Genomic DNA, 23,873 nt, shown 5'->3' on the forward strand with positions numbered 1-23,873 from the left:
TGGCGTTTTGGTTCAACCTGCCTCTAAGGGTCAGGCCCCCTAAGCGTCAGACAAAGCTGTAGGGATCGATATCCACGGCGACACGGACGCCCGGCGGGAAGCGCAGGGGATCGAGCCAGTCGCGGATTACGCGCTGCAGTTCGGTGGAGCGGCGTGCGTTGATCAGCAGGCGGTAGCGATAGCGGCCGCGCAGGAGCGACAGCGGCGCCGGGGCAGGCCCGAGAATCAGCACGTCGTCCAGTCGCGGCGCCGAACCTCCAATCCCGCGAGCAGCGTCGCGCGCTTCGGCTTCGTCCTCGCTTGAAACGATGATCGCGGCCCAACGTCCGAAGGGTGGCGCTCCGGCATCGCGCCGGGCTTCGGCTTCGGCGGCGTAGAAGGCGTCACGGTCGCCGCTGGCCAGGGCCTCGATAACCGGCGCTTCGGGGTGCCGGGTCTGGATCAGCACCTCGCCGGGCTTTTCACCACGGCCGGCGCGGCCTGCGACTTGCGCCACTTGCTGATAGGTGCGTTCGGCAGCGCGAAGGTCACCGCCTTCGAGGCCCATGTCGGCATCGATCACGCCGACCAGCGTGAGTTCCGGAAAGTGGTAGCCCTTGGTGACAAGCTGGGTGCCGACGATCACGTCGATCGCCTTGTTGCTTGCCATCTCGACGAACTCTGCAGCCTTCGCGGGGCTGGTCAGCGTGTCGGAAGTGACCAGCGCGACGCGGGCTTCGGGCAGGATCGCCGCAACCTCGTCTGCAATGCGTTCAACCCCGGGGCCGCAGGCGACAAGGCAATCAGGCTCGCTGCATTCGGGGCAGGCATCGGGCGGCGGGATCTCGTGTCCACAATGGTGACAGGCGAGGCGGCGCGAGAGGCGGTGCTCGACCAGCCAGGCCGAGCAGTTGGGGCACTGGAACCGATAGCCGCAGGTCCGGCACAGGGTAAGCGGAGCATAGCCGCGCCGGTTCAGGAAAAGCAGTGACTGCTCGCCCTTGGCGAGCCGATCCTTCAGTGCCTCGACCAATGGCGGCGCGATCCAGTGTCCGCGCTCGGGCTGTTGCTCGCGCAGGTCGACAATCTGGATGTCTGGCATCGTCGCCCCGCCAAAGCGTGCGGGCAGGACCACCCGCTCGTAACGCCCGGCTTCGGCCATCTGCAGACTTTCCAGCGCCGGCGTGGCGCTGGCGAGGATGACTGGCACTTTCTCGAAATGAGCGCGCATGACTGCGACGTCGCGGGCGTTGTAGCGCACCCCGTCGTCCTGCTTGAACGAGATCTCGTGCGCTTCGTCGACGACGATGAGGCCGAGGCGGGCGAAGGGCAGGAACAGTGCGCTGCGTGCACCGACCACCACTTGCGCCGTTCCTGCTGCCACAGCCCGCCACGCGCGCCGCCGTTCGGACGATTTCAGCGAGGAATGCCACGTGACCGGCGGTACCCCAAAGCGCGCTTCGAAGCGCTTGAGGAAGGTTTCTGTGAGCGCGATTTCCGGAAGGAGCACGAGGACTTGCCGCCCTTGCTCAATCGCGGCTGCCACCGCTTCGAAATAGGTTTCCGTCTTGCCGGAGCCGGTCACGCCGTCGAGCAGAAACGGGTGGAAGGCATGTGCATTGACCGACTCGACAAAGCGGGCGGCGACTTCCGATTGCTCATCCGACAGGTCGGGCGCGGCGAAACCAGCATCCGCGGGGGGATAGGGCCGGTCCGAATCGACCACCACCGGTTCAAGCAGCCCGGCATTGACCATTCCGCGCAGCACGCCGTCGGAGACCCCGGCGATTTCCGACAGTTCGCGGATCGTTGCCTGCTGGTCCTGCAACAGGTCCAGAGCGATGAGACGCTGGGGCGTCATTCGATCCGGCTCGCGGCCGGTCAGGCGATATTCGGTGACGGTGCCGCCGCCTTGCAGTGCGGCCGTGCTTGACAGCGCCATGCGCGCCACTGCCGCAAGCGGCGCGACGTAATAGTCGGCAGTCCACTCGATCAGGCGCCGCAATGGTGCGGGCAGGGGAGGGACAGGGAGAACCTGAAGCAATGGGCGGAGTTTGGCATCCGGAACTTCAGTTCCCGGCAGCCGTTCCGCTTCCCAGACCACGCCGATGATCTGCCGCGGCCCCAGTGGTGCGATCACGACGCTGCCAGGTTTTACGTCCATCCCGGCGGGCACGCGATAGTCGAGCGGGCCGAGCGCGGAGTTGAAGACAAGGCATCGGACGCGGTTCATGTTCGCCGGTCTATATGGGGCTGCATCGCAACGGGCAAAGCCCGGGCGCAAAGGAATTGAGGAGAAAAACGTGTCGCAGGCTTCCACCATCCTGAACCGCCGGGTCCTGCTTGGCGGCATGACGTCAGCTGCCGTGCTCGCCGTTTCCGGCTGTGCGAGCTATCCGCAGTTCTCGCTGGAAGAGGCCGTGCGTCGGCTGCTGTTCCTCTCGACCGATAGGGCCTTTGCGCGCTTGCTGGCGCCGGGCGGGTTCTGGGACGATCAGGTAACCCGGCTTGCCCTGCCTGAGGCTATCGGAAACCGCGGCGGCGTGCTCGAGCGGATCCTGACCGGACCGATCGTCAGGGACCGGCTGCAGCGGGCGTTCAACGACATGGCCTATGATGCGGCGGAACGCGCAGCGCCTGCAGTGACGGACGCGGTGCGCACTATCGGCATTCGCAATGCGCTCGCGCTGCTGCGCGGTTCAGATCCGATGGGGGCGACGTCGTTCCTGCACCAGGAGATGGGCACGAGCCTTGTCGAGATCATGGTGCCGGAGTTCGGCGATGCGATCCGGGTGAGCCGGGACCCGCTGCTGGGGCAGGTCCTTGGCGCGCTGACAGGTGTTGACGTTGGCGGCATTGCCAATTCGCTGGCCTATGAGGCGGACAATGCAATCTTCCGCGCAATCGGCCGGGAAGAGGCCGCCATCCGTTCTGACCCTCGTTCGACCAACGATCCGGTGCTGATGGCCGCTTTCGGCCTGAAATAGTCTGACAAATTCGCATGCTCGGGCACTGACATTGGCCGAGGCTTTCCCTATAGGCACGGGGGAATCACTTCTCCCTGCTGGAAGGCCTCGTCCCATGAAGTTCTTCGTCGACACTGCTGATACCGCCGAAATCGCCGACCTTGCTGCCACCGGCCTGCTTGATGGCGTGACCACCAACCCGACCCTGATTGCCAAGGCAGGCAAGGACTTCATCGAAGTCACCCGCGAGATCTGCGGTCTGGTCGATGGTCCGGTGTCGGCCGAAGTCGTGGCGCTGGACCACGAAGGCATGATGCGCGAAGCCGAGATTTTGCGGAAGATCGCCGACAATGTCTGCATCAAGGTCCCGCTGACGATTGACGGTCTCAAGACCTGCAAGGCGCTGACCAGCGACGGTACGAAGGTCAACGTCACGCTCTGCTTCTCGGCCAATCAGGCGCTGCTGGCGGCCAAAGCCGGCGCGACCTTCATCTCGCCGTTTGTCGGCCGTCATGACGACAACGGCTTCGATGGTATGGACCTGATCCGCGACATCCGCCTGATCTACGACAACTATGCGTTCGAGACCGAAATCCTCGTCGCTTCGATCCGCCACGGGGTTCACGTGCTGGAAAGCGCACGCATCGGTGCCGACGTGATCACTGCGCCCCCGGCCGTCATCAAGGGCCTGTTCAGACATGTCCTTACGGACAAGGGTATCGAAGGCTTCCTTGCGGACTGGGCGAAGACCGGCCAGAAGATCGGCTGAACGTTCTGAATCACGGGCATTTGCGCATTGGCTGACGAAACTCCCCTCGACCGTTTCCGTTCGGTGCTGACCGGCACTGCGCGGGCGATCTCGCTCGATCCCGAGGTCGAGGTGGCGTGGACGGCGGATGCGCCGGTGCAGTCCGGGCAGTCCATGCGCGTGCCAATGCCAGGGCGTTCGCTCCCGGCAGAGCAGGTAGCAGAAGCCCGCGGTCATGCGGATTCGATGGCGCTGCGGCTGCGCCATCACAACGCTGCCATTCACGGCCGCAATGCGCCGACCGAGGCACTGGCGCGCGCTTGCTATGATGCGGTGGAGCAGGTCCGCTACGAGGCGCTTGGCGCGAACACCTATGCCGGCATGCGCGGCAACCTCGGTGCGGCCCTCGCCATGCGCATGGCCTCCGACCCGATCAGTCGCGCCGCAAAGCCCGAGGACGTGCCGCTGCCAACCGCGCTTGCGCTGCTCCTGCGCGAGAAGCTGACGGGACAGGAATCCCCGGCGTCGACCGATACCGGCATGGCGATGGTGCGCAGCTGGATCGAGAGCAAGGTTGGCCAGGACATCGAAGGCCTTGCCCTTTCGCTCGACAACCAGCGGGCGTTTCAGCAGCTCGCACTGGACATGCTGCAGCATCTCGACCTGACGCAGTCCGCGTCCGAACAGGATGAGGACACGCAGGACGACGAGGGCGAGGAGCAGGAAGACGAGGGCGAGGAAGAGCCCTCGAACTCCGACGATCAGGAGCAGCAACCGTCTGAAGTGGCTGGCGACACCAGTGAGGGCGACGAGGATTCGGAGTCCGAGCAGGAAATCGAACAGGACGACGATGCGGCCGATTCGGACATGGCCGACGAGGGCGAGGAGGGCATGCTGCCGACGCGCCCGAACCGTCCCTGGACCGACCTGCCCGAGAACTTCGACTACAAGAGCTACACCACGCAGTTCGACGAGGTCGTTTCGGCTAATGACCTGTGCGATGAGGAAGAACTGACGCGTCTGCGCGCCTACCTCGATACCCAGCTCAAGGGGCTGCAGGGCGTGGTCACGCGCCTCGCCAACCGGCTGCAGCGTCGCCTGATGGCGCAGCAGAACCGGTCTTGGGACTTCGACCAGGAAGAAGGTCTGCTGGACGCGGCTCGGCTTGCCCGCGTGGTGATCTCGCCGGGTCATTCGCTGTCCTACAAGATCGAGCGCGATGTCGAGTTCAAGGACACCATCGTCACGTTACTGATCGACAATTCCGGATCGATGCGCGGGCGCCCCATCTCGATCGCAGCGATCAGCGCCGACATTCTTGCGCGCACGCTTGAGCGTTGCGGGGTCAAGACAGAAGTGCTCGGCTTCACCACCCGCGCGTGGAAGGGGGGGCAAAGCCGCGAGGCATGGCTGGCCGGTGGCAAGCCTTCGCAGCCGGGCCGTCTCAACGACTTGCGCCACATCGTTTACAAGAAGGCCGACGAGCCTTGGCGCCGTGCGAGAAAGAATCTCGGCCTGATGATGCGCGAGGGTCTGCTCAAGGAAAACATCGACGGCGAAGCGCTGCTGTGGGCGCATACCCGCCTGCTGGCCCGGCCCGAGGACCGCCGCATCCTCATGGTCATTTCCGATGGCGCTCCGGTTGATGACTCCACTTTGTCCGTCAACAACGCGGGATACCTGGAACAGCACCTTCGCAAGGTGATCGACTGGATCGAGAAGCAATCGCCGGTCCAGCTTGTCGCGATCGGCATCGGTCACGATGTGACCCGATATTACCGCCGCGCAGTGACGATCATGGATGCCGAACAATTGGGCGGCACGATTATCGAACAGTTGGCAGATCTGTTCGAGGACGAGTGAACTTCATCCGATTCCACTTGTCATCTTTGTGACGAGCAGGCACATCCATACTCCATGGGGCGGGGTTTAAATCGGATCGTTTTGGGTGCGCTGTCTGCCGGCGCCGCCGTTGCTGGATCATCGTGCGGCTGGGCGCAGGAGTCGACTGCCGCGGCATCAACTACGGTAGCTGTTTCCGCCGTCGATCAAGCGAAATCGATCCCTCCGCTGACCACGGTAGAAATCGTGCTCGATGTCGCTTTGGGCAGTAAAATCAGCAAAACCGGTGAGACGTTCCCCTTTCATCTGGCCAAGCCTATCATCCTTGAGGGCGTGGAAGTGGTGCCTGCTGGCACGCCAGGAGAGGGCGAGGTAATTCACGCCAAAAAGGGCGGCGGTGGCGGTGCTCCGGGCGAACTGATTCTGGCAGCGAAGTATTTGCAGCTGGGCGCTCGCAGATTGCGACTGCGCTCTCTGAAGTTGGATTCGCTAGGCAACGACAAGATGGGAACTGTAACCGGCGTGAGCGCCGCCGCAGCGGCGACCGTTCCTGCCGCTGCTCTGCTCGGTCTGTTCATTACTGGTGGCGAGAAGACGTTGCCTATGGGGATCATTCTCCCGGCCAAGACCGCTGAGGCCTTTGCAATCGAACCGCCTGGCTCCCCAACGGGAGCCGCACAGCTTGAAAAGACAACTGGCGACGGTGCCGGAGCGCAGGGAAGGGGTAATCGATGAAGACTTCGACATTCAGGACGATTGGCGCTGCGGTTGCGATAGCAGCGATGCCGCTTGCCGCATCAGGCGCATCAGCCGCCGACAAGGCACCAGTGGTCATTCCGCCGCCGCCTGCTGGCAAGGGCCAGATCGTTTTCTATCGCACGGGAACGATCATGGGTGCGGCAATGGGCTGCGCGGTCAACGAAAAGGGACAGAAGATCAGCTCGCTGGGCGCGGGTCGCTATTTCATTCTGGTGACTGAACCGGGCCGTCACGAATATACCGTGAAGAGCGAGGCCAAGGACGTGCTTGCGCTTCAGGTGGAAGCTGACGAAACGCAGTATGCGATGTGCAAGATCAAGATGGGGATCATGGCCGGGCGTCCGGATCTGCGTCCGTCTACTGAAGCCGAATTCGTAAAATCGAGCACTGACCGCCTTGTCGATGCTGAGGATATGGGGCCTGGACCGGGCGCGCTGCGACCGGAGGAAGTGGCTGCTGCTGTCGCTGCGACCAAGACCAAGTCCTGAGCCAATTCTGTTGCAAGCCGGGTTGACTGCCTTGGTTTAACCGGGCAGTTAATCCGGCATGAGCACGATGACCGTCAGCGAAGCCGTACTTTCCCGTCGTTCCATCCGGGCTTTCAAGCCTGACCCTGTGCCGCTCGAGACCTTGCGTCGCGTATTGGACAAGGCAAGGTGGGCGCCGTCTGGCTGTAACTTTCAACCTTGGGAAGCGACCATTGTGACCGGCGCTCCCCTGGCCGAGTTGCAGACGAAGATGCTTTCGTCACCGATGCAGGATCCTATCGAATATTCGTGGTCTGATCCCGAGGTCATTCCCGAATGCAAGGCTCGCCTCCATGCGGTCGGAGCCGCCATGTATCAGGCGATGGGCGTGGGACGAGCCGATGCGGATGCAAGGGCCGACTTCGTTCGCAACAATGCCACGTCTTTCGGCGCCCCGGCGGTGCTGCTCTGCTATTTCGATCGTCGCATGGGGCCGCCGCAGTGGTCGGACGTCGGGATGTGGCTGCAGACGTTCATGCTGCTTCTGCGCGAAGAGGGGCTTGACTCCTGCCCCCAGGAATTCCTCTCGATGTATGCCAAGCTTATCAAGGAGTTCATTGGCGTTTCTGATGAGACCCACATCTTCTTCTGCGGCATTGCGATTGGATACCGTGATCAGGACAATCCTGTAAACGGCTTCAGTCGCCAGCGCGAGCCGATCGACGGCAACGTGCGATTCCTCGGTTTCTGAAGCGGTTCGATGGACGTAACCGAGGAAGTGCTGACGCGGCGATCGGTGCGTCTTTTTCGCTCGGACCCCGTACCTTTCGACATCCTTCAGCGTGTCCTCACGAAGGCGCAAAGAGCTCCTTCGGGTGGCAATGTCCAACCTTGGAACGCCCACGTCATTTCAGGTGCACCGCTCGACCGGCTGGTTGAAACCGTGGGAGCCATCATACCGATGGGGCGCAACGCTCACGCGCCAGAATACGCTATCTATCCGCCGGATCTTGAGGATGCTTACGAAGCGCGGCGATTTGGTGTGGGCGAAGCGATGTACGCTGCGCTTGGCATCGAACGGGACAACAAGCGCGGTCGCCTGGCCCAGTTCATGCGCAACTTCCGGGCCTTCGGTGCGCCAGTGCTCATGCTGGTCCACACGCCGCGCTACATGGGGCCGCCGCAGTGGTCGGATATCGGCATGTGGCTGCAGACGGTCATGCTTCTGTTGCGTGAGGAAGGGCTTGATTCCTGCGCGCAGGAGGCCTGGGCTGTTTATCAGAAGCAAGTCCGGGAATGCGTCGCCATCCCCGAGGATCATGTGTTCTTCTGTGGGCTGGCGATCGGCTATCGCGATCAGGACGCAGCCATAAACCGGTTTGAGGTACCTCGCGCGGCGCTGGAAGAGGCAGTGACTTTCGAGGGCTTCTGACGCCTGACGGCGACATTTTGTCACACATTGCCGGTGTATCACTTGGCATTGCCGCATCGACGCGCCTATGCTGTGGCAAAGGGCACAAGAGTCTTCGGGATACGCAGTAATTCGATGCAGTGGTCTTGGTCTTCACGTGAATCGTGAAGGCCGGGCTAAGGGAGCAGGCGATGCGTAACCGATTGGCGAGCTTCGGAATCAGACTGGCAACGGGCGTTGCTGCGCTTGCAGTGGTGTGCGGTCCTACGGTTGGCCACGCGGTGGCAGCTGAGGAATCGCTGCTCCTGCGCGACAGTTTCCCGCTCGGATCAGGCGGCAGCAAGGCGCTTTGCCAGGTCCAGTCGCGCACGACGGATCAAGCCAACCGATCGCCCCTGGACAGGACATGGGCCATCGTCTGCCGGGATTCCGCCTTGCCGGTTGGATATGTATTTGCCCTGCGGCACGGCCAGGACGATGAACTTGCCCGTCTGGCAGATCGGCGTCGCCAGAAGGTCACCTGCCAAGACGCCAGCCGCGCGTCCATTGCCGGGCGCATGCGGACGGATTGCCGGTGGAATGACCCTGATCTGGCCTACGAAGTGGTGAGCGTGGCCAGAGGCAACACGACATTCGTGGTGGAAGGCTTCTCCGCCTATCACGGTGCGCTCGATCTGGCTCTGCGGTCGATCTATGCGGATCGTCTTTTGGACGAACCGATCGAGATCGCCACGACTTCCATCAACGACACCGAAGCTTATGCCCGGATACAGGCCCTCACGCTTGATCCGGCAACAGCGCTGGCAGAAGGGTATCGTCGCAACAATTCAGGCGATTATGCCGAGGCAGCGGCCTACTTCGAGACACTGGACCAGCGGCAGGCGTCGACCGGCGATGTTCCGATCGACCGCGTCGAATTTCTTGTAAACGCTGGCCTGCAACGCTCCAACCTTGGCCAGTTCGCCGAAGCAGACCGCCTGTTTTCCGAAGCCGCTGCCATGCCTGCGGGTAGCGGCGTGGTGGAACGGTTGCGTCGCAATTACGAAGCCATTCACCTGCTCAATCAGGAAAGGTATGCTCAGGCGTTGGACCGGCTGGGCCAGCCCCTGCGGCAGACGAGCGCCATGGGCGCGGACAGCCTGCGCGCCACCATGGAACTTACGCCTTCGGTTTCGCGACGCATCAACGCCTCGGATCTGACGGCCAACGCCATGGGATTGGTCGATGATCTGCGGCTGACAGATGACGAACGCGCCACAATTCTGGATGCACAGAGCCTCCAGTTGCGCGGAACGGCGCTGCGTCTTGTGGGGCGCAAGGTTGAGGCTCGTGCCGCGTTGGAACAGGCGCAGGCTCGGGCCTTGGCGGTGCGCAACGGCCGCGTCGTCTCGATCGTGCGGATGCGCGCGCAAGTCTTGAACGAACTTGCAACGATCGCCGAAGACGAGGGGCGCATCTCTGACGCAGAAGCGCTGCTGCGCTCTGCGCTCGAGATCGTCAGCGTTCAATACCCGGAAACCCGCAGCATGGCAGCGGCCCAGGCGAGGCTGGCAGCCTACCTGATGCGTCATGGCCGCACGGCCGAAGCAGAGCCGTTATACCGTCAGGTCGTGGCCCGTTCTGTCGAGCGCGAGAATGGTCTTTCCGGCCTTTCACGGCAGATGTCCCCCTATTTTGATCTGCTGGCAGCGAGGATGAGCGGCGACGCGGCAACGAGCGATGCCTTCTTCCAGGCGTCACAAGTGCTGGTGCGTCCAGGCGTTGCCGAAACACAGGCCGTGCTATCGCGCGAACTGTCAGGAGGCAGCGACGAAGCAGCCCGGCTGTTCCGGCAATCCAACAGCCTGACGCGCGCGGTGGAGCGCGCCCGCATGACCTATGCGGCCTTGCAACGGCTGGATGATGCATCAGCCCGGAGCGACGAGATTGCGGATGCCGCAAAACGGGTCAACGAACTCGAAGCGCAGGAACAGGCGACCGTCATCGAACTTGCCAACTATGCGCGCTACCGCGTTGTGACGCAGCGGGTAATTGGACAGAAGGAGCTTCAGGAAGGCCTTGCGCCGAACGAGGCCTATGCCAAGATGGCCGTCCTTGGTCCGGATGTGTTCGTGTTCTTCGCGAACAAGGACAAGGCCGTTGGTTATCGGGCGCCAATCACTTCGGCGGAACTGGAAGCATCGGTAAAGGCGATCCGTGACTCGATCTCGCGCTTCGATGGCAAGCAGTATGTGACCGGGACTTTTGCGGCAAAAGAGGCGGTAGCCGTCTACAAGGCATTGTTTGGTCCTGTCGCATTGGATTTGCAGGCAGCCAAGCATCTGATCTTTGAACCAGACGGGGCGATGCTGAAATTGCCGGTCAATGTCCTGATTGCCGACGAGGGTTCGGCGCAGGACTATCTTCAGCAGGCCGAAAGCCCGGCGGGCGATCCGTTCGATCTGCGAGCGGTGCAATGGCTGGCAAAGGACAAGCTTGTCTCCACTGCCGTTTCTGCACGCTCCTTCATGGATGCCCGGAAGCAGCCTGCCTCCAAGGCGCACGAAGCCTATCTCGGTATGGGCCGCAACGCTGCGGTTGTCCAATCAAGCGGGCAAGTTGGTCCGAGGGTGCGGGGAAGCGATGGGGCGGCAGGCAACGATTGCGATTGGCCGCTGACGACGTGGAGCAGGCCCATCTCCGAGGCCGAGCTTCTCAAGGCCCGGATGCTGCTGTCAGGCCAGGGGACTGATCTGATGGTCGGTCCGGCCTTCTCGGACACTGCGATCAAGTCGCGGGGCGACCTCGACAATTTCCGGATTCTCCATTTTGCGACGCATGGCCTCGTTACGCCGCCGCAGCCGTCGTGCGCGGCACGGCCAGCGCTTGTCACGTCGTTCGGCGCGCAGGGGTCGGACGGCCTGCTCAGCTTTGCCGAGATATTCGATCTGAAGCTCGATGCCGACATGGTCATCCTTTCGGCTTGCGATACGGCAGGTGCAGCGGACGTGATCGCCACGCGCGAGACTGGCCTTGCCACAGGTGGCGGGGCAGCGCTGGAAGGGTTGGTCCGTGCGTTCATCGGTGCCGGGAGTCGATCCGTACTTGCCAGCCATTGGCCGGCGCCCGACGACTTCGATGCCACGGCGCGACTGATCAACGGACTGTTCGCAGCTGCCCCCGGCACGCCGTCCGGAGAGGCTTTGCTCAAGGCGCAGCAGGGGCTCATGTCCGATGTCGATAGATCTCATCCTTATTATTGGGCCGGCTTTGCAGTTATCGGAGACGGAGCGAGGCCGCTCGTGTCGCAAGGGGCGCGGATGGCTGCATCCGTGGAGGGCAAAGCGGGCGCGCCCTCAATGGTAACGGAGGGAATTTAACGCATGGCCAAAGAGCCGCGCGCGGCCAAAGATGTACCGCGCGAGATTGGCAGGACGGCGCGACGCAGCTTGTCGCAGCTCGGCTGGCAGCGCAGTTTCGTGGCACTGGTCCTGTTGGCCCTGGCACTGTTCATTGCCTTGAACAGTTGGCGGTTGCCGCTTTTGCGTGATGCGGAAGCAGCGCTGTACGATCTGCGGGCAGCCAATTTCGCCCCGCCGACCGATACCGACAAGCGTATCACCCTGGTCGTTTACACAGCCGATACAAATCGGGCGACGGGACAGATCTCTCCGGTCGATCGGACGATCCTCGCGAAAGCACTCGGGCAGATTGATCAACTGGGAGCGAAGGGCGTCGGTATCGACGTCCTGTTCGACAGCCCGCAGGATGACGATGACCTCTTGAGAGCGTCACTCAAGGGCATGAAGACTCCTGTCTTTCTGGCGTTTGCCGATAACCGCACCAATCCGGAAGCCATCACGTACGAGCAGGAGCAGGACCTGCGCGCCTTCATGCAAAGTGCAGGTGGTGTGATGACAAAGCCGGCCTCGATCCTTCTCGAGACGGACACGGACGGCGTTGCCCGCCGCTGGCCTCGACAATATCCAGGTTTGCCGCCTCTGCTTTCCATCGCTTTGACGCAGGGCGGTGCCGATGCCGATCCTCGGTTTGCGAGCTTTACAGGACCGATCCGCTATCGGGTGCCCTCGGCGAGCGATCGGCCGGTGTTCGACAAGATTCCGATCGATCTCGTTGCCGATCCCGAGACGGCGCCCTTGGTCGCAGACGCGATCAGGGGGCGCTATGTCCTGATTGGCGGCGATTTTTCGGATTTCGACCAGTTTGACACGCCCTTTACCCGCACCGGTAATCCCGTGACCGGCGAAACGCGGATGATCGGCGTCGAAGTCCACGCCTCGATGCTTGCGCAACTGCTGGACAAGGCCTGGAAGCAGCGACCCGCGATGGGTCTCAAGATCCTGGCTGGCATCCTTGCCGTTGCGCTTGGCGCTGCCACGGCCATGGTCCAGACCCGCACCTGGGTCCTGGCGATCGGCGTACTTGCGCAGTTCTCGCTGTTCCTCGCCGTGCCGTTCCTGGTGGAGCGGGCGGGATATGACACGCTGGACTTGCCGGCGACGGGCTGGCTGATCGGCTGGTTGATAGCCTACACTGCCATCAGTTCAGGCTTGCGAGCCATCAATGCAGCGCAGCGCGAGTTCGCCCAGGGCGCACTTGGCAAGTACCTTCCCCGATCGGTTGCATCAGAGATCATGCGCAACCCGGACCGTCTCTCGCTTCACGGAGAAAAGCGCGAGATATTCTGTCTTTTCAGCGACCTCGAAGGTTTTACCAAGCTGACTCATGCAGTCGAGCCGGAAATGATCGCGCGCCTGCTGAACGATTACCTCGACCGGCTCAGTGCAGTGGTACTCGAGTATGGCGGTACGCTCGACAAGTTCGTGGGTGATGCCGTGGTCGCTTTCTGGGGGGCTCCGATTGCTTACCCCGATGATGGTGAGCGCGCAGTGAAGGCCGCATGGGCGATGTACCTGGCGGGCGAGGAGTTTCGAAAGTCGGTACCTGAAGGTGTGCCCAAGATTGGCCGGACCCGCGTGGGGGTCCATTACGGTGAGGCGGTCGTCGGCAATTTCGGGGGGGAAGGTCGGATCCAGTACACCGCGCTTGGCGATGCCATGAACACGGCCGCCCGCCTCGAGGGGGCTAACAAGCCTCTGGATACGCGTGTGCTCGTCAGCCGAGAAGCAGCGGAGCGATCTGGCCTTGACTGGTTCCGTCCCATGGGGGCTGTCACGCTGCGGGGGCGCAAGACACCTGTCGAAATTTTCGAACCGGTTCCGGACATGCCCGAGGAACAGCGCAGCCTTGCGATCGCGGCGGTAGAGGCGCACGCGCGGGGAGAGGTGGAACGTGTGAAAGCTCTCACAGACACAATTCTCGAATCGGTCCATGATGATGACGCGATGATGAATTTGATCCAGAGGTTGCGGCAGACGCACAAGGGAGAGAGTTATGTTCTTGGTTGATGGCAAGCAGTTGCGCGCCCTGGTGGCGGGCGCTTCGGCCATTGCCGTGCTTGCACTGGCAGGCCAGGCCATGGCGCAATCGGTTGTGATCCGTTCAACCGGACCTTCGGCAGGTGCCTATCCGCAGGGGCGCAAGTTGCCCGCTGGAGCATCGGTTGTCTTGAAGTCCGGCGACCATGTGACGGTTCTCGACAAGGCCGGTACACGGGTTCTCAACGGTCCTGGAACGTTCGCCCTCAACGGCGAGGTCAACCGCGATGCGGCAGCAGGGACGCAGCTCGCTGCGATGATGGCCCGCGGCGGCGCGTCGCGTACGCGAACCGGGGCTGTGCGCGGCGCGGCAAGCGCTCCGGCGATGGCTGCACCGACCGGCCCGGAAAACGTCTGGTACATCGACGTCAGCAAGGGCGGGACCTATTGCATTGCCGATCCTGCAACGGTCGTGCTTTGGCGTCCGGAGAAAGTTGAGGAGGGCACGGGCAAGCTGCTTTCGCAGGACGGAAGTTCCGCTGATGTAACATGGCGTGCCGGGAGTGCGCTCAAGGTCTGGCCGGCCGCGAGCGTGCCCGTCGTCGACGGGCAGACCTACACCTTCAGCAATGCCGTGGGCGCGCCGGTAAAAATCCGCACCATGGTCATGACGAATGTCCCGACCGACGAACTTGAAGTGGCAGGAGCCATGGCGGACAAGGGCTGCAACGCGCAGCTCGATCTCCTTGCGAACCTCGCCCAATCAACGCAAGCCGGAGGCTGACCAATGCGTCGCAAGGGACTGGTCACGTTCAGTATCGTAGTTGCCTCAGCTTTTGCGGCAATATCGAGCAGCGCCTTCGCACAGGCCGTTGTCGTGCGATCGACCGGTCCGTCTGCCGCCTCATACCCAAAGGGCAAGCGGCTCCCGGCGAATGCACAAGTGGTGCTGAAAGCCGGCGACGTGGTTACCGTGCTGGACAAGGCCGGGACGAGGGTTCTCAGGGGCGTTGGCACCTTCACGCTCGACAATGCAGTTAACCGTGATCGCAGTGCAGCGGCGCTGCTGGCTCGGTCTCTCAGCAATCCTGCGTCCGTCAGGGCGGGGGCCGTGCGTGGGGCCGGGGATACCTCAGGCGAAAACGTTCTGCCCGTAAGCATCTGGCTGGCGGACACCAGCGAGGGCGGAAACGTCTGCGTTCCGCGGGGGAGCGACCTTTATCTTTGGCGAGCGGAAGCCAAAGCACGGAGCTTCACCTGGCTGACCGAAAGTGCGGGCGGCGAGATGGTGCGCATGCAATGGCCCCCCAAGACCGTGGGTATCGCCTGGCCCAAGACCATGCTCGCCCCGCAAGAAGGGCGGACCTATCGTATCTACGATGAAACGGCGCCGGACAAAGCGGCAGAGTTCCGGATCGTCATGCTCGAACCTGAAGACGTTCCGGCCGATGCCGCGTCATTGGGCACGTTGTTGCTGGACAACGGTTGCAAAGCGCAATTCGATTGGCTTGCGGCAACTCTTGCAGAAACGGACATACAAGAGCAACATCCATAGTGGAACTACTTAGGGTGATTCTCCACCAAAGGTCATTCCCAACATTACAGAGCCTTACCGGGCCAACAAGTTAAGTCATCACGGGTCGCGCCTGTGGAGATTCGACTCAAATGGCCGATCCTGTTGCTGTTTTGCCCTTGCCCGGGGGCACGATACCAGTTCGTTTCCGAGGCAAAGCCTGGTTCTTCAGGCTTCGCGGGACAGCCGCGGCAGGCCTGTTTCCTCTTCTGACCCTATCCTTTTCGGTGAGCACTGCGCTCGCCCAGTCGGTTCCTCCGGAGAACGTTCAGCCACCCACCCGCGAAGAAATTCAGCGTGGCGTAGCAGAAGGAACGCTCAATCGGAGTGGCCCGGTCACGGTTGACACATCCGAAGTCGAACGCGCGCCATGCCCTCTTGCTGCTCCCGATTTCGCCGGGATCCGCTTCAAGCTTTCGTCCGTCACCTTCACCGGCATGCAGGATCTTGCGGGGTTCGATCTGGCGGACAGCTACGCAGAGTTTGTCGGAGCGGAGCAGCCGGTATGGGTGATATGCGAGATTCGTGATCGCGCCGCGACCAAGCTGCGCCAGGCCGGATATCTCGCCGCGGTGCAGGTGCCGCCGCAAAAAATTGATGGAGGAACCGTCCGACTGGATGTGCTCCTTGCCCATCTCAAGCGCGTGCAGGTCAAAGGTGATGTGGGGCGGTCCGAACAGGCGCTCCTCAGGTACCTCCAGAAGCTGACCAGAGATCCCGTATTCAACACCCGTCGCGCAGAGCGTTACCTGCTACTGGCGAAGGACCTGCCTGGCATGGATGTGCGGCTGGCGCTTCGCCCGCTGGAAGGGTCGCCGGGCGAAGTCGTGGGCGAGGTTTCTGTGCGGAGGATGCCAGCCTATGCTGAAATCGGGTTGCAGAACTACGGCTCTCGCGCAGTCGGTCGGTACAGTGGACTTGCGAGGGTGCAGTTCAACGGGCTGACGGGGCTGGGCGATTCCACCACGGCGAGCTTTTTTGCCACCACCGACCTTCATGAGCAGAAGGTGCTTCAACTTGGCCACGAGATGCGGCTTGGAGGAGAAGGTTTCGCACTTCGGGGTGACTTTACGTACGGTTGGACCAATCCGACTGTGACGGACTCGCGGGCCGACTTTCATTCGAGGACACTGTCGGCATCGCTGGAGGGCAGCTTTCCGCTCGTCCGGTCACAGGCATACAACCTGTCGATTGCAGCAGGGGGACAGATATCCAACCAGGATCTCGACTTCGGCAGCATTCCGCTGAACCGCGATCGCTTGCGGGTGATCTACGCCAGGACCGAGGCCAGCGGTATCAGCCGACCGAGCCTGACAGGCCGCGACGGCTTCACGCCGTTCGAACCGCACTGGTCGTGGGGACTGACTCTAGAAGCCCGACAGGGGCTCGATGTCCTCGACGCCACCAAGGGCTGCGTCGGTGCCAATGCGCCCAGTTGCCGCGGCTTCGGAAAGGTTACTCCGAGCCGGATTGAGGGTACCGCAAAGGGCTTTGTCCTGCGAGCTTCTGGTGTTTTCGACTATCGTCCCGTGCGCAAGGTCACGCTCAGCATTCAGCCCCGTGCCCAATACTCGCCCGACAGGCTCCTTTCCTATGAGGAATTCTCCGGTGGCAACTACACCGTGGGCAGGGGCTATGATCCCGGTGCCGTGATCGGCGACAGCGGCGTTGGCGTGCGCGGCGAGATCCGGCTGGGATCGCTCTTGCCCAAGGTTGCCGGTGGCAGTGCTTTCCAGCCTTACGCCTTCGCCGATGCGGCGTGGGTGTGGAACAATGACGCCGCGTTCGACGGGATCGATCCGCAGAAGGTGATTTCGGTCGGCGGGGGCCTCCGAGCTGCAATCAAGGATTCCATTCGTCTGGATGCCGGCGTGGCGGTGCCCTTGCACGATCCACTGGGATTGGACGTCAAGGGCAAGGCCCGCTTCATGCTCAATCTTTCGTTCCAGCTCCTGCCGTGGAGGCTGTGATGGCCCGTTCGCCTGAAAGCACGAGTCCGAAAATGCGCAAACTATCCTTGGCCAAGCTCTTGTGCGGAATATCCTGCGGGGCAACATCGCTGGCGCTTGCGACTGCGCCCGCGCAGGTCCGCGCACAGGCGGTGCAGGGTACGGCAACGGTCCAGTTTGGCGCCAGTGCGCCGGTCTTCAACGGCACCAACACCGACACGATCTTTGTCAATGCGAACGAGGCCCTGATCGACTGGGCCATTACCAGTCCGTCCGGCGAGTTCCTGCCCGAAGGCATGACCCTGCGGTTCAACGCCGACACCGGCACGCCATTCACTGTCCTGAACCGCGTCACGGACACGGCGACGACTGGTCCACTCTCGATATCCGGAACAGTCTCTTCGGATCCGCTTGGCAGGATCTGGTTCTACAATGCCGGCGGTTGGGTCGTGGGGGCGAAGGGCGTCTTCAATGTCGGCAGCCTTGTGCTCACGTCGCTGCCCATCACGGTTGACCCGGTGACTGCTGAGGGTACTCGTCTGTATGGCGACAAGAACGAGATACGTTTCGGCGCTGCCCTCGATCCCAAGTCGTCCGTTACGATTCAGTCGGGCGCGCAGATCAACGCCACGCTGTTCAACAGCAGCTACGTTGCGCTGGTAGCGCCGCGGGTCGATCAGGCAGGCACAGTTCGGGTAAACGGTTCCGCCGCATTCGTTGCCGCAGAGGCGGCGACCCTGACGATCAACAACGGGCTATTCGACATCGTGGTCGATAGTGGGTCGACCGATGATACCGGGGTCTCCCATACCGGCAGCACCACATGGGCCGCAAACACTAACTCGACCGACGCAAACCACGGGGTTTACCTCGTTGCGGTTCCCAAGAACCAAGCGATGACCGCCATGGTCTCGGGACGGATGGGCTATGACAGCGCGACGACCGCCGAGGTGGTGGGTGGTTCGGTCGTGCTCTCGGCGGGGTACAATATTGCGTCGGGCGCTATCGATCCGAATACGATCGTGGTCAACGATGCTTCCCTTGTCGTCTCGAACCTCACGATCGGTTCCGAGGGATCGACCAACACGCTCGTCGGTCGTGCCAGCGGTGGCATTGAAATTGACGCGACCACTTCATCGACGGTCGTGAACGGCAGCGCCACATTTGACGCGCGCGGCGATCTGTCTGCCAAGATTGACAACGGCAATTTCGTTTCCGTCGATGGTGGGCTGTCGCTGGCATCGGCGAACGGCGCCAAGGCGGGCAACGTAGCGGTATCTGTGGCGGGAGAGGCGGGACTCTCCGTGAGCGGAGGCCTGAGTCTGACATCGACCGCGATCGGAGCGATCCAGACCGATCCAATGAACGGCGATGCGCTGTTGCCTGACACGGTCGGTGACGACGCCGTTGCGGGCAATGTCTCGCTGACGGTTACCAACGGCAGCGTCTTTGCGAGTTCGACCTCTTTGCTGAGCGACGCCACCTCGGGAGTCGGCGCTCTTTCGACAGGAAGTGCCACGTCGGGTTCAGCGGCAATCCAGGTTTCCGCTCCCGTCGGTTCGACCAGCAACAGTGTCTCGTTCGGTGACGTCACCATTTCGTCGACCGCGAGCCACGGCTTTTTCAGTGGTCAGCAGGCGATCAGTGGCGGCAATGCCACATCGGGTGATGTATCCTTGTCGGTGTCCGGTGGTGCTTATGCATCGCGCTCACTCTCGCTCCATTCAGATGCGATCACCTACTCCGGCAGCGATCAGTCTCCACTTGATGCCACTGCTGGAGCGGTATCCGTCAGCTTTTCTGGCATCCCGACACGGTTTCAGACCGGTTCGATCAATGCGTCGAACTATGCCTCGGCCAGCGATGGAGGCATCGCTTCGCTCGGCAACGTGTCGCTGTCGTTGGACAATGCCAATCTAGCGACCTCAATCCTCACTAACGGGGGGAATTTCTCCAATTACATCAATCTTGGATCGAGTGCTTATGGCGATCTGATCGACCCGAACACGGTGTCGCTCAATCTTACAAATAACGCCCAGCTCGATACGGGCGGCGCCAGTGTGTATCTGTCGGCGAACGGCAGTAATGCTTTGGGAACACAGCGGTCGGCCAATATCTCGTTCGTCAACGACGCCAGCACGCTGCGTACCGGATATCTGAGCCTGACAACCGATGCGAGCTCTTACGAGAGCGGAGAGGACGCCCAGTCCGGCACTGTCACGGCGATCTTGCGCAACGGGTCTTCGGCAATCGTTGACTTCGGAGCGTCATTGCGCTCGCAGGCAAGCGGCGGGAGCGGTTTCGACGGCGGGAGCGGAACCGGTGGCGCAGTGGGCTTCACGCTCGCCGATTCATCCTATTCGGGTGACCTGACGATGCGTTCGATCGGGGGCGCAGGCCGAAGAGACGACGTAGCGGGGCTTTCGGGTGTCGGAACAGGCGGAGACGTCACTTTCACCCAGTCTGGCAAGACTTCATCGTTCACGGGGGCGCAGGTCACTGTGTCCAGTCTCGGCCAAGGCGGGGCAGCATTTGAATCCGCGCGCACCAGTCTTGGCGCTCAGGCGGGAGACGGCGCCAGCGGGGTCGGTGGAACGGCAACTTTCACCATTACGGATGGCACATTTGCGACGAGCACGCTCGACATCAGCGCAACAGGCGAAGGCGGCACTGGCCGGAACGTGGCCGGTGCGGGACCGGGCGCCGGTGGGCTCGGCCTTGGCGGATCGGCAGCGCTGAACGTCAGCGGCGGCTTGCTTTCCGTACCCAGTATCACTGTCACCGCATCAGGTTATGGTGGCGATGGAGCATACACGGACCTCGACATTGATGGCGGCGTTGGCGGCGCTGGCACCGGCGGTGATGCAACTGCAACTCTCACGTCCGGAACGATCCGCACGGATTCCCTTCTGGTTGAAGCCAATGGCAACACGCCGATTTCGGATCCGATTTACGGCGGTATCAGTTACTTCGGGAACGGCGGTTACGATTTCGGTGGAACGCTGCAACCGGGGCAGGGGGGACTCGGCACCGGCGGGGTGGCGCTCGTCACGATCAATGGCGGCTCGTTGTCAGCTACTGTTCCATATCGCGATACCCCGCCTCAGGTCGAGGTAAGGGCGATCGGCAATGGCGGGCTTGGTGGCTATTCCTTCGGATCAGGTACTCCCCAGTACTCAGGTCCCGGAGGAGACGGCGTTGGCGGAACTGCGACCATCAGATACCTCTCTGGCGTGTTCGATGCTGGGATCATCGCAGTCGATGCGACCGGCATTGGCGGACGTGCCGGAAACTTCATCAACGATGCCAATGATGCCTTTTTCGGAGGAAGTGGCGGCAGCGGCACCGGCGGCACGGCAACATTCGAGATTGCTGCCGACTTCGGCGCTTCCACGTCGCTCGACTATCTCCGCACAGTGACCCTATCCGCCGACGGTATCGGTGCCATTAGCGAAGCTGGGACGAACGGGGGCAATGGTGGCAATGGTACTGGCGGCATTGGTCGTCTTCTGGTTGGCGCGGGCACGACGGCACTTGGCGATCTCACCATAACCGCCGAAGGCAGGGGTGCCGCGGGTGGTGATGGGCAATCCGGCGGCAATGGCGGACAAGGCGGTTCGGGCATTGGTGGTCGGGTCGAGGTGGCTTCCGGGGGATCCGGTACAGGACTAACCGTAACCGGTGCAGCATTGTCTGCGGCAGGCGTCGGCGGCAACGGCGGCAACGGCGGAGCCGACGCCGCTGGCGCAGGTCTTGGCGGAGATGGCGGCGAGGCCATAGGCGGAGAGGTTGCGTTCGCCGCAGCAAACCTCGGAACGCTGACGGTTTCGGGCCCCGCGATAGAAGCCTCCGGTCGAGCCGGAAATGGCGGGCTTGGTGGAAACTCTGCATTGTTCGGCGGCGTCGCACAAGGCGATGGCGGCAATGGGGCGGACGGTTCGGGTGGCGCCATAACCGCAACTGCGTCGGGTGGCGGCAGCCTGGCATTCGATGGCCTGACCATGATCGCTAGCGGCCTCGGCGGTGCTGGCGGTGGCCGCGTCGATGCCAGCAGCAGCGGCACGCCCGGACCCTCGGTCGGCGGCACGGGCGGCCGCGGTCGCGGCGGCCTGATTGCTCTCACTTCCACGGGGGCCAATTCGAGCATTTCTCTCGGTAGCTTGACGGCGACCGTTGACGGCACCGGCGGTGCTGGTGCGGATGGAGCCGGATATTCCGCTTCGGGTGACGGCACTGCTGGCAGCGCGGGCGGTGACGGTTCCGGCGGCGTCTTCAACCTGCTTGCTGACCTCGAAGGCTCTATCGCAATCGCCGAAACCGATGGCGGACTGGCGGTTTCAACTTCGGGCTTTGGCGGCAACGGCGGGCGAGGCGTGGATGCAACTGGATCGAGCGGCGGTTCAGGGGGCAACGGCGGCGCTGGCGGTGCAGGTTCAGGAGGAACAATAGGACTATCGGCCAATCGGCTTGGCGAGGCGTCACTTGGATTGTTTGGCGGCACGACACTCACCGCGAGTGGTGTCGGTGGCTTGGGCGGTGCGGGCGGCAATGGTGCGTCGGCCAGCGAAGCCGGGGTCGCGGGCGGCAATGGCGGCAATACCGGACTTGCGCAGGCTGGAGCCGGTGGCGCAATCACCATGGGCGCAGAGGGTGGGAAGCTAAGCTTCGGCGATTTCGTCGCCACGGCGGCAGGCACTACCCGGTTCAGAAACCTGGCGGGGACGAGTGGCACTGGGCCCGGCGGATCGGGCAATCCCGGAACGTCCAGTGTCGTTCCCGCCACGGGGGGAACAATCGCATTTTCTGCAAGCGACGATAGCGGCGGTGGTCTTGGACAGATTTCTGCCCTCGACGTAACGGCAGATGTCACGAGCAGACAGTTCTTCGTCAATTTCGGTTTCGGCTTTAACCAGGCACCGGGTAGCATCTCGCTGTCGAACTCCGCGACTGCCGCCGGTGGTGGCCTGCATTTCACCAGCTTCACCGGCGAAGCGTCCGGCTTTCCTGCAAGCCTGGATCCAACGATCGGCATTGCGGTCACCGGCGGGACAATCGCGGTCGATTCAGAGCTGACCCTGCTCTCCGGCGGCAACATTGCAATTACGCTAGCCGACGGTGCATCGCTCGCCGCAGACACTGCGTATGTGCAAAGTGATACCGGCATCGTTGTGACCGGCGAGGGCAATGGCCGCTTCTCTGCCGGGGCGATCAGGCTCTCGTCATTCGACACCATCGATATCGTCAGCAATGCCTGCACCGCAGCGGTCTGCCGCCTAATCGAGGCGAGCAGCAATCTCGACGTGGACGCATCAAGCGATTTCAGTCTTGTCGGTCCGGCCGAATTGGCCGGTCTCGGCAATCTCACCGTCTACGCTGGCGGAAACATCACTGGCGATGCTGGCAGCGGATACTATTCGAATGGCAACGTAGCCGTTCGCGCCGGGAATGACGCCACGATCCGCAATATCTCCGGCACGAACGTCATAGCCGAGGCTGGCGCTCTGCTCGACGGAGATTACTTTTACGTCGATGGCTTGCTGACTCTCGGAGAGGCCTCGGGCGGCGGCCGCTTCAACGCTTCGGGCAGTCTCGATCTCAACAGCGGCGGAACCGTCCTGACTCTGGATGGCACTGCTTTCACAGCCGGAGCGGGCATCGGAGTTCGGTCCGGTAATGATATCCTGATTGGCAGGAACAACAGCTTCCTCGCCAACGCCGGGCCATCGTCAGTCCCCGAACGGTTGGTCTTTGCAGCCGGCGGTCAGCCGATAAGTTACGACCTCTTGCCCACCAACATCGCTGTCCTTTCAATCGGGGCAGGCTCGGCAATTGATGCTGGCACGGGCGGTATCGAGATTTCGGGTGCCGCCATCGATGCTCGGCTGGCCAGCTTTGCCGGAGCATCGTTCCGCGCGGATGTCACAGGAGCGATTTCGGGGTCGTCGATCCGCCGGAACGATGGCGATACGCTTGATGCCGATTGCCTTGAGGGCGCAATCTGCATCGACGATGTGAACGCCGCTGACTTCGTCAGCATCGGTGACGGAGATTTCAAGGCTTTCGATATCCGCTCCAACGGCGCGATATCCGGCAAGTCCGTCGTGCTTTACGCGACCAGTGACATAGCGATCGGCGGGCCGGAGCTTGTAGCGCAGATCGCGGCGGTCGATGGCCTTTCGATCACGTCCCAGCAAGGCGGCATCGCTCTCCTTGGCGGTTCCACGCTGCAAGGCGGTTTCGTCAGTCTGACAGCCGCTGCCAATCTGTCGGGCACGGGGAATATCGAAGCAACGGTCAGTGACATCGGTCTCTCGATCGGTGCTGACATCGATGCCGCTTCTCTCGTTGCTGCACGTGAGCTGACTTCAGCCGTCGATGTCGGCGGTGAAACCGAGGGAACCTTTGATGCTGCCGGTGCGCTGCGCACAGGCATTCTCTCGCTTGGGGCAACAAGCGCAGTTTCAGCTGCGGCCGAGATCCGCATCGGCACCCTCACATTGGCGGGCCTTGATGGCACCTTCGATGCGGCAACGTCGCTTCACGTGGGTTCGGCGTCCGATGTGGGCAATCTGTCCCTCACTGCCGGGACTGCGGCCACGTTCGGAGATCTGGTTGTCGACGGCGATCTGTCGATCGATACACAGGCAATCGAAGGCACGAGTGCGAGGGCGGGTGGTCTGCTTGCCATCACCGGCGATAACCTTGTTGCTGATCAACTGGAGGCGGCGGGCGACGTGACGCTGACCGTGACCGACACGGCAACGCTGGGCACGGTCACCTCGAGTGGCGGTTCGGTGTTCA

General features: G+C 62.4%; 13 protein-coding genes and 1 pseudogene. 13 read left to right on the forward strand and 1 reads right to left on the reverse strand.

Annotated features, from left to right (window positions below; genetic code table 11):
* Positions 1-46: 46 nt before the first annotated feature.
* Positions 47-2,212 carry a primosomal protein N' gene (locus AX703_RS05255; RefSeq protein ID WP_062343087.1) on the reverse strand — a complete coding sequence of 722 codons (2,166 nt, stop codon included), beginning with the start codon at positions 2,210-2,212 and terminating at the stop codon, positions 47-49.
* Between the two features lie 70 nt (positions 2,213-2,282).
* Between AX703_RS05255 and AX703_RS05260 the strand changes: the two genes are divergently transcribed.
* The 13 genes and pseudogenes from AX703_RS05260 to AX703_RS05320 form a co-directional block, all read left to right on the forward strand.
* On the forward strand, positions 2,283-2,966 hold the full coding sequence (locus tag AX703_RS05260) for a DUF4197 domain-containing protein (RefSeq protein WP_062343112.1): 684 nt from the start codon (positions 2,283-2,285) through the stop codon (positions 2,964-2,966).
* A gap of 94 nt (positions 2,967-3,060) precedes the next feature.
* The gene (gene fsa / locus AX703_RS05265) at positions 3,061-3,714 is read left to right on the forward strand and encodes a fructose-6-phosphate aldolase (protein WP_062343089.1); all 654 of its coding nucleotides are present in this window, start codon (positions 3,061-3,063) and stop codon (positions 3,712-3,714) included.
* Between the two features lie 27 nt (positions 3,715-3,741).
* Positions 3,742-5,556 carry a cobaltochelatase subunit CobT gene (cobT, locus tag AX703_RS05270; protein WP_062343090.1) on the forward strand — a complete coding sequence of 605 codons (1,815 nt, stop codon included), beginning with the start codon at positions 3,742-3,744 and terminating at the stop codon, positions 5,554-5,556.
* Positions 5,557-5,610: 54 nt separating this feature from the next.
* Positions 5,611-6,270: a hypothetical protein gene (locus AX703_RS05275; RefSeq protein WP_062343092.1), complete on the forward strand. Its 660-nt coding sequence runs from the start codon at positions 5,611-5,613 to the stop codon at positions 6,268-6,270.
* Positions 6,267-6,782, forward strand: coding sequence for a DUF2846 domain-containing protein (locus tag AX703_RS05280; protein ID WP_062343094.1), 516 nt, complete (start codon positions 6,267-6,269; stop codon positions 6,780-6,782). Before AX703_RS05275 ends, AX703_RS05280 begins: the two co-directional genes overlap by 4 nt.
* A gap of 58 nt (positions 6,783-6,840) precedes the next feature.
* Positions 6,841-7,512 carry a nitroreductase gene (locus AX703_RS05285; RefSeq protein ID WP_369820987.1) on the forward strand — a complete coding sequence of 224 codons (672 nt, stop codon included), beginning with the start codon at positions 6,841-6,843 and terminating at the stop codon, positions 7,510-7,512.
* 9 nt (positions 7,513-7,521) lie between these two features.
* Complete coding sequence (locus AX703_RS05290) at positions 7,522-8,193, forward strand: nitroreductase (protein ID WP_062343096.1); 672 nt, start codon at positions 7,522-7,524, stop codon at positions 8,191-8,193.
* Positions 8,194-8,363: 170 nt separating this feature from the next.
* Positions 8,364-11,531 (forward strand): CHAT domain-containing tetratricopeptide repeat protein, encoded by a 3,168-nt coding sequence (locus tag AX703_RS05295; RefSeq protein ID WP_062343098.1) that lies wholly within the window; start codon positions 8,364-8,366, stop codon positions 11,529-11,531.
* 3 nt (positions 11,532-11,534) lie between these two features.
* A complete protein-coding gene (locus AX703_RS05300) occupies positions 11,535-13,580 on the forward strand; it encodes an adenylate/guanylate cyclase domain-containing protein (protein ID WP_062343100.1) in 2,046 nt (681 codons plus the stop codon).
* The gene (locus tag AX703_RS05305) at positions 13,567-14,334 is read left to right on the forward strand and encodes a hypothetical protein (RefSeq protein WP_062343102.1); all 768 of its coding nucleotides are present in this window, start codon (positions 13,567-13,569) and stop codon (positions 14,332-14,334) included. The genes AX703_RS05300 and AX703_RS05305 overlap by 14 nt, the downstream gene beginning before the upstream one ends.
* A 3-nt stretch (positions 14,335-14,337) precedes the next feature.
* Positions 14,338-15,105 (forward strand): hypothetical protein, encoded by a 768-nt coding sequence (locus AX703_RS05310; RefSeq protein ID WP_062343104.1) that lies wholly within the window; start codon positions 14,338-14,340, stop codon positions 15,103-15,105.
* A gap of 245 nt (positions 15,106-15,350) precedes the next feature.
* Positions 15,351-17,093 carry a ShlB/FhaC/HecB family hemolysin secretion/activation protein gene (locus AX703_RS05315; protein WP_197423621.1) on the forward strand — a complete coding sequence of 581 codons (1,743 nt, stop codon included), beginning with the start codon at positions 15,351-15,353 and terminating at the stop codon, positions 17,091-17,093.
* Between the two features lie 47 nt (positions 17,094-17,140).
* Positions 17,141-23,873: pseudogene (locus AX703_RS05320) on the forward strand (hypothetical protein); the annotation flags it as partial.

This window comes from Novosphingobium sp. CCH12-A3, assembly GCF_001556015.1.
GTDB lineage: Bacteria > Pseudomonadota > Alphaproteobacteria > Sphingomonadales > Sphingomonadaceae > Novosphingobium > Novosphingobium subterraneum.

Bases quoted from the DNA above. Each gene is read 5' to 3' on its own strand.
- AX703_RS05300 (WP_062343100.1), top strand. From the start codon at position 11,535: ATGGCCAAAGAGCCGCGCGCGGCCAAAGATGTACCGCGCGAGATTGGC.
- AX703_RS05255 (WP_062343087.1), bottom strand. From the start codon at position 2,212: ATGAACCGCGTCCGATGCCTTGTCTTCAACTCCGCGCTCGGCCCGCTC.
- AX703_RS05305 (WP_062343102.1), top strand. From the start codon at position 13,567: ATGTTCTTGGTTGATGGCAAGCAGTTGCGCGCCCTGGTGGCGGGCGCT.
- AX703_RS05295 (WP_062343098.1), top strand. From the start codon at position 8,364: ATGCGTAACCGATTGGCGAGCTTCGGAATCAGACTGGCAACGGGCGTT.
- AX703_RS05310 (WP_062343104.1), top strand. From the start codon at position 14,338: ATGCGTCGCAAGGGACTGGTCACGTTCAGTATCGTAGTTGCCTCAGCT.
- AX703_RS05290 (WP_062343096.1), top strand. From the start codon at position 7,522: ATGGACGTAACCGAGGAAGTGCTGACGCGGCGATCGGTGCGTCTTTTT.
- fsa (WP_062343089.1), top strand. From the start codon at position 3,061: ATGAAGTTCTTCGTCGACACTGCTGATACCGCCGAAATCGCCGACCTT.
- AX703_RS05280 (WP_062343094.1), top strand. From the start codon at position 6,267: ATGAAGACTTCGACATTCAGGACGATTGGCGCTGCGGTTGCGATAGCA.
- AX703_RS05275 (WP_062343092.1), top strand. From the start codon at position 5,611: ATGGGGCGGGGTTTAAATCGGATCGTTTTGGGTGCGCTGTCTGCCGGC.
- AX703_RS05285 (WP_369820987.1), top strand. From the start codon at position 6,841: ATGAGCACGATGACCGTCAGCGAAGCCGTACTTTCCCGTCGTTCCATC.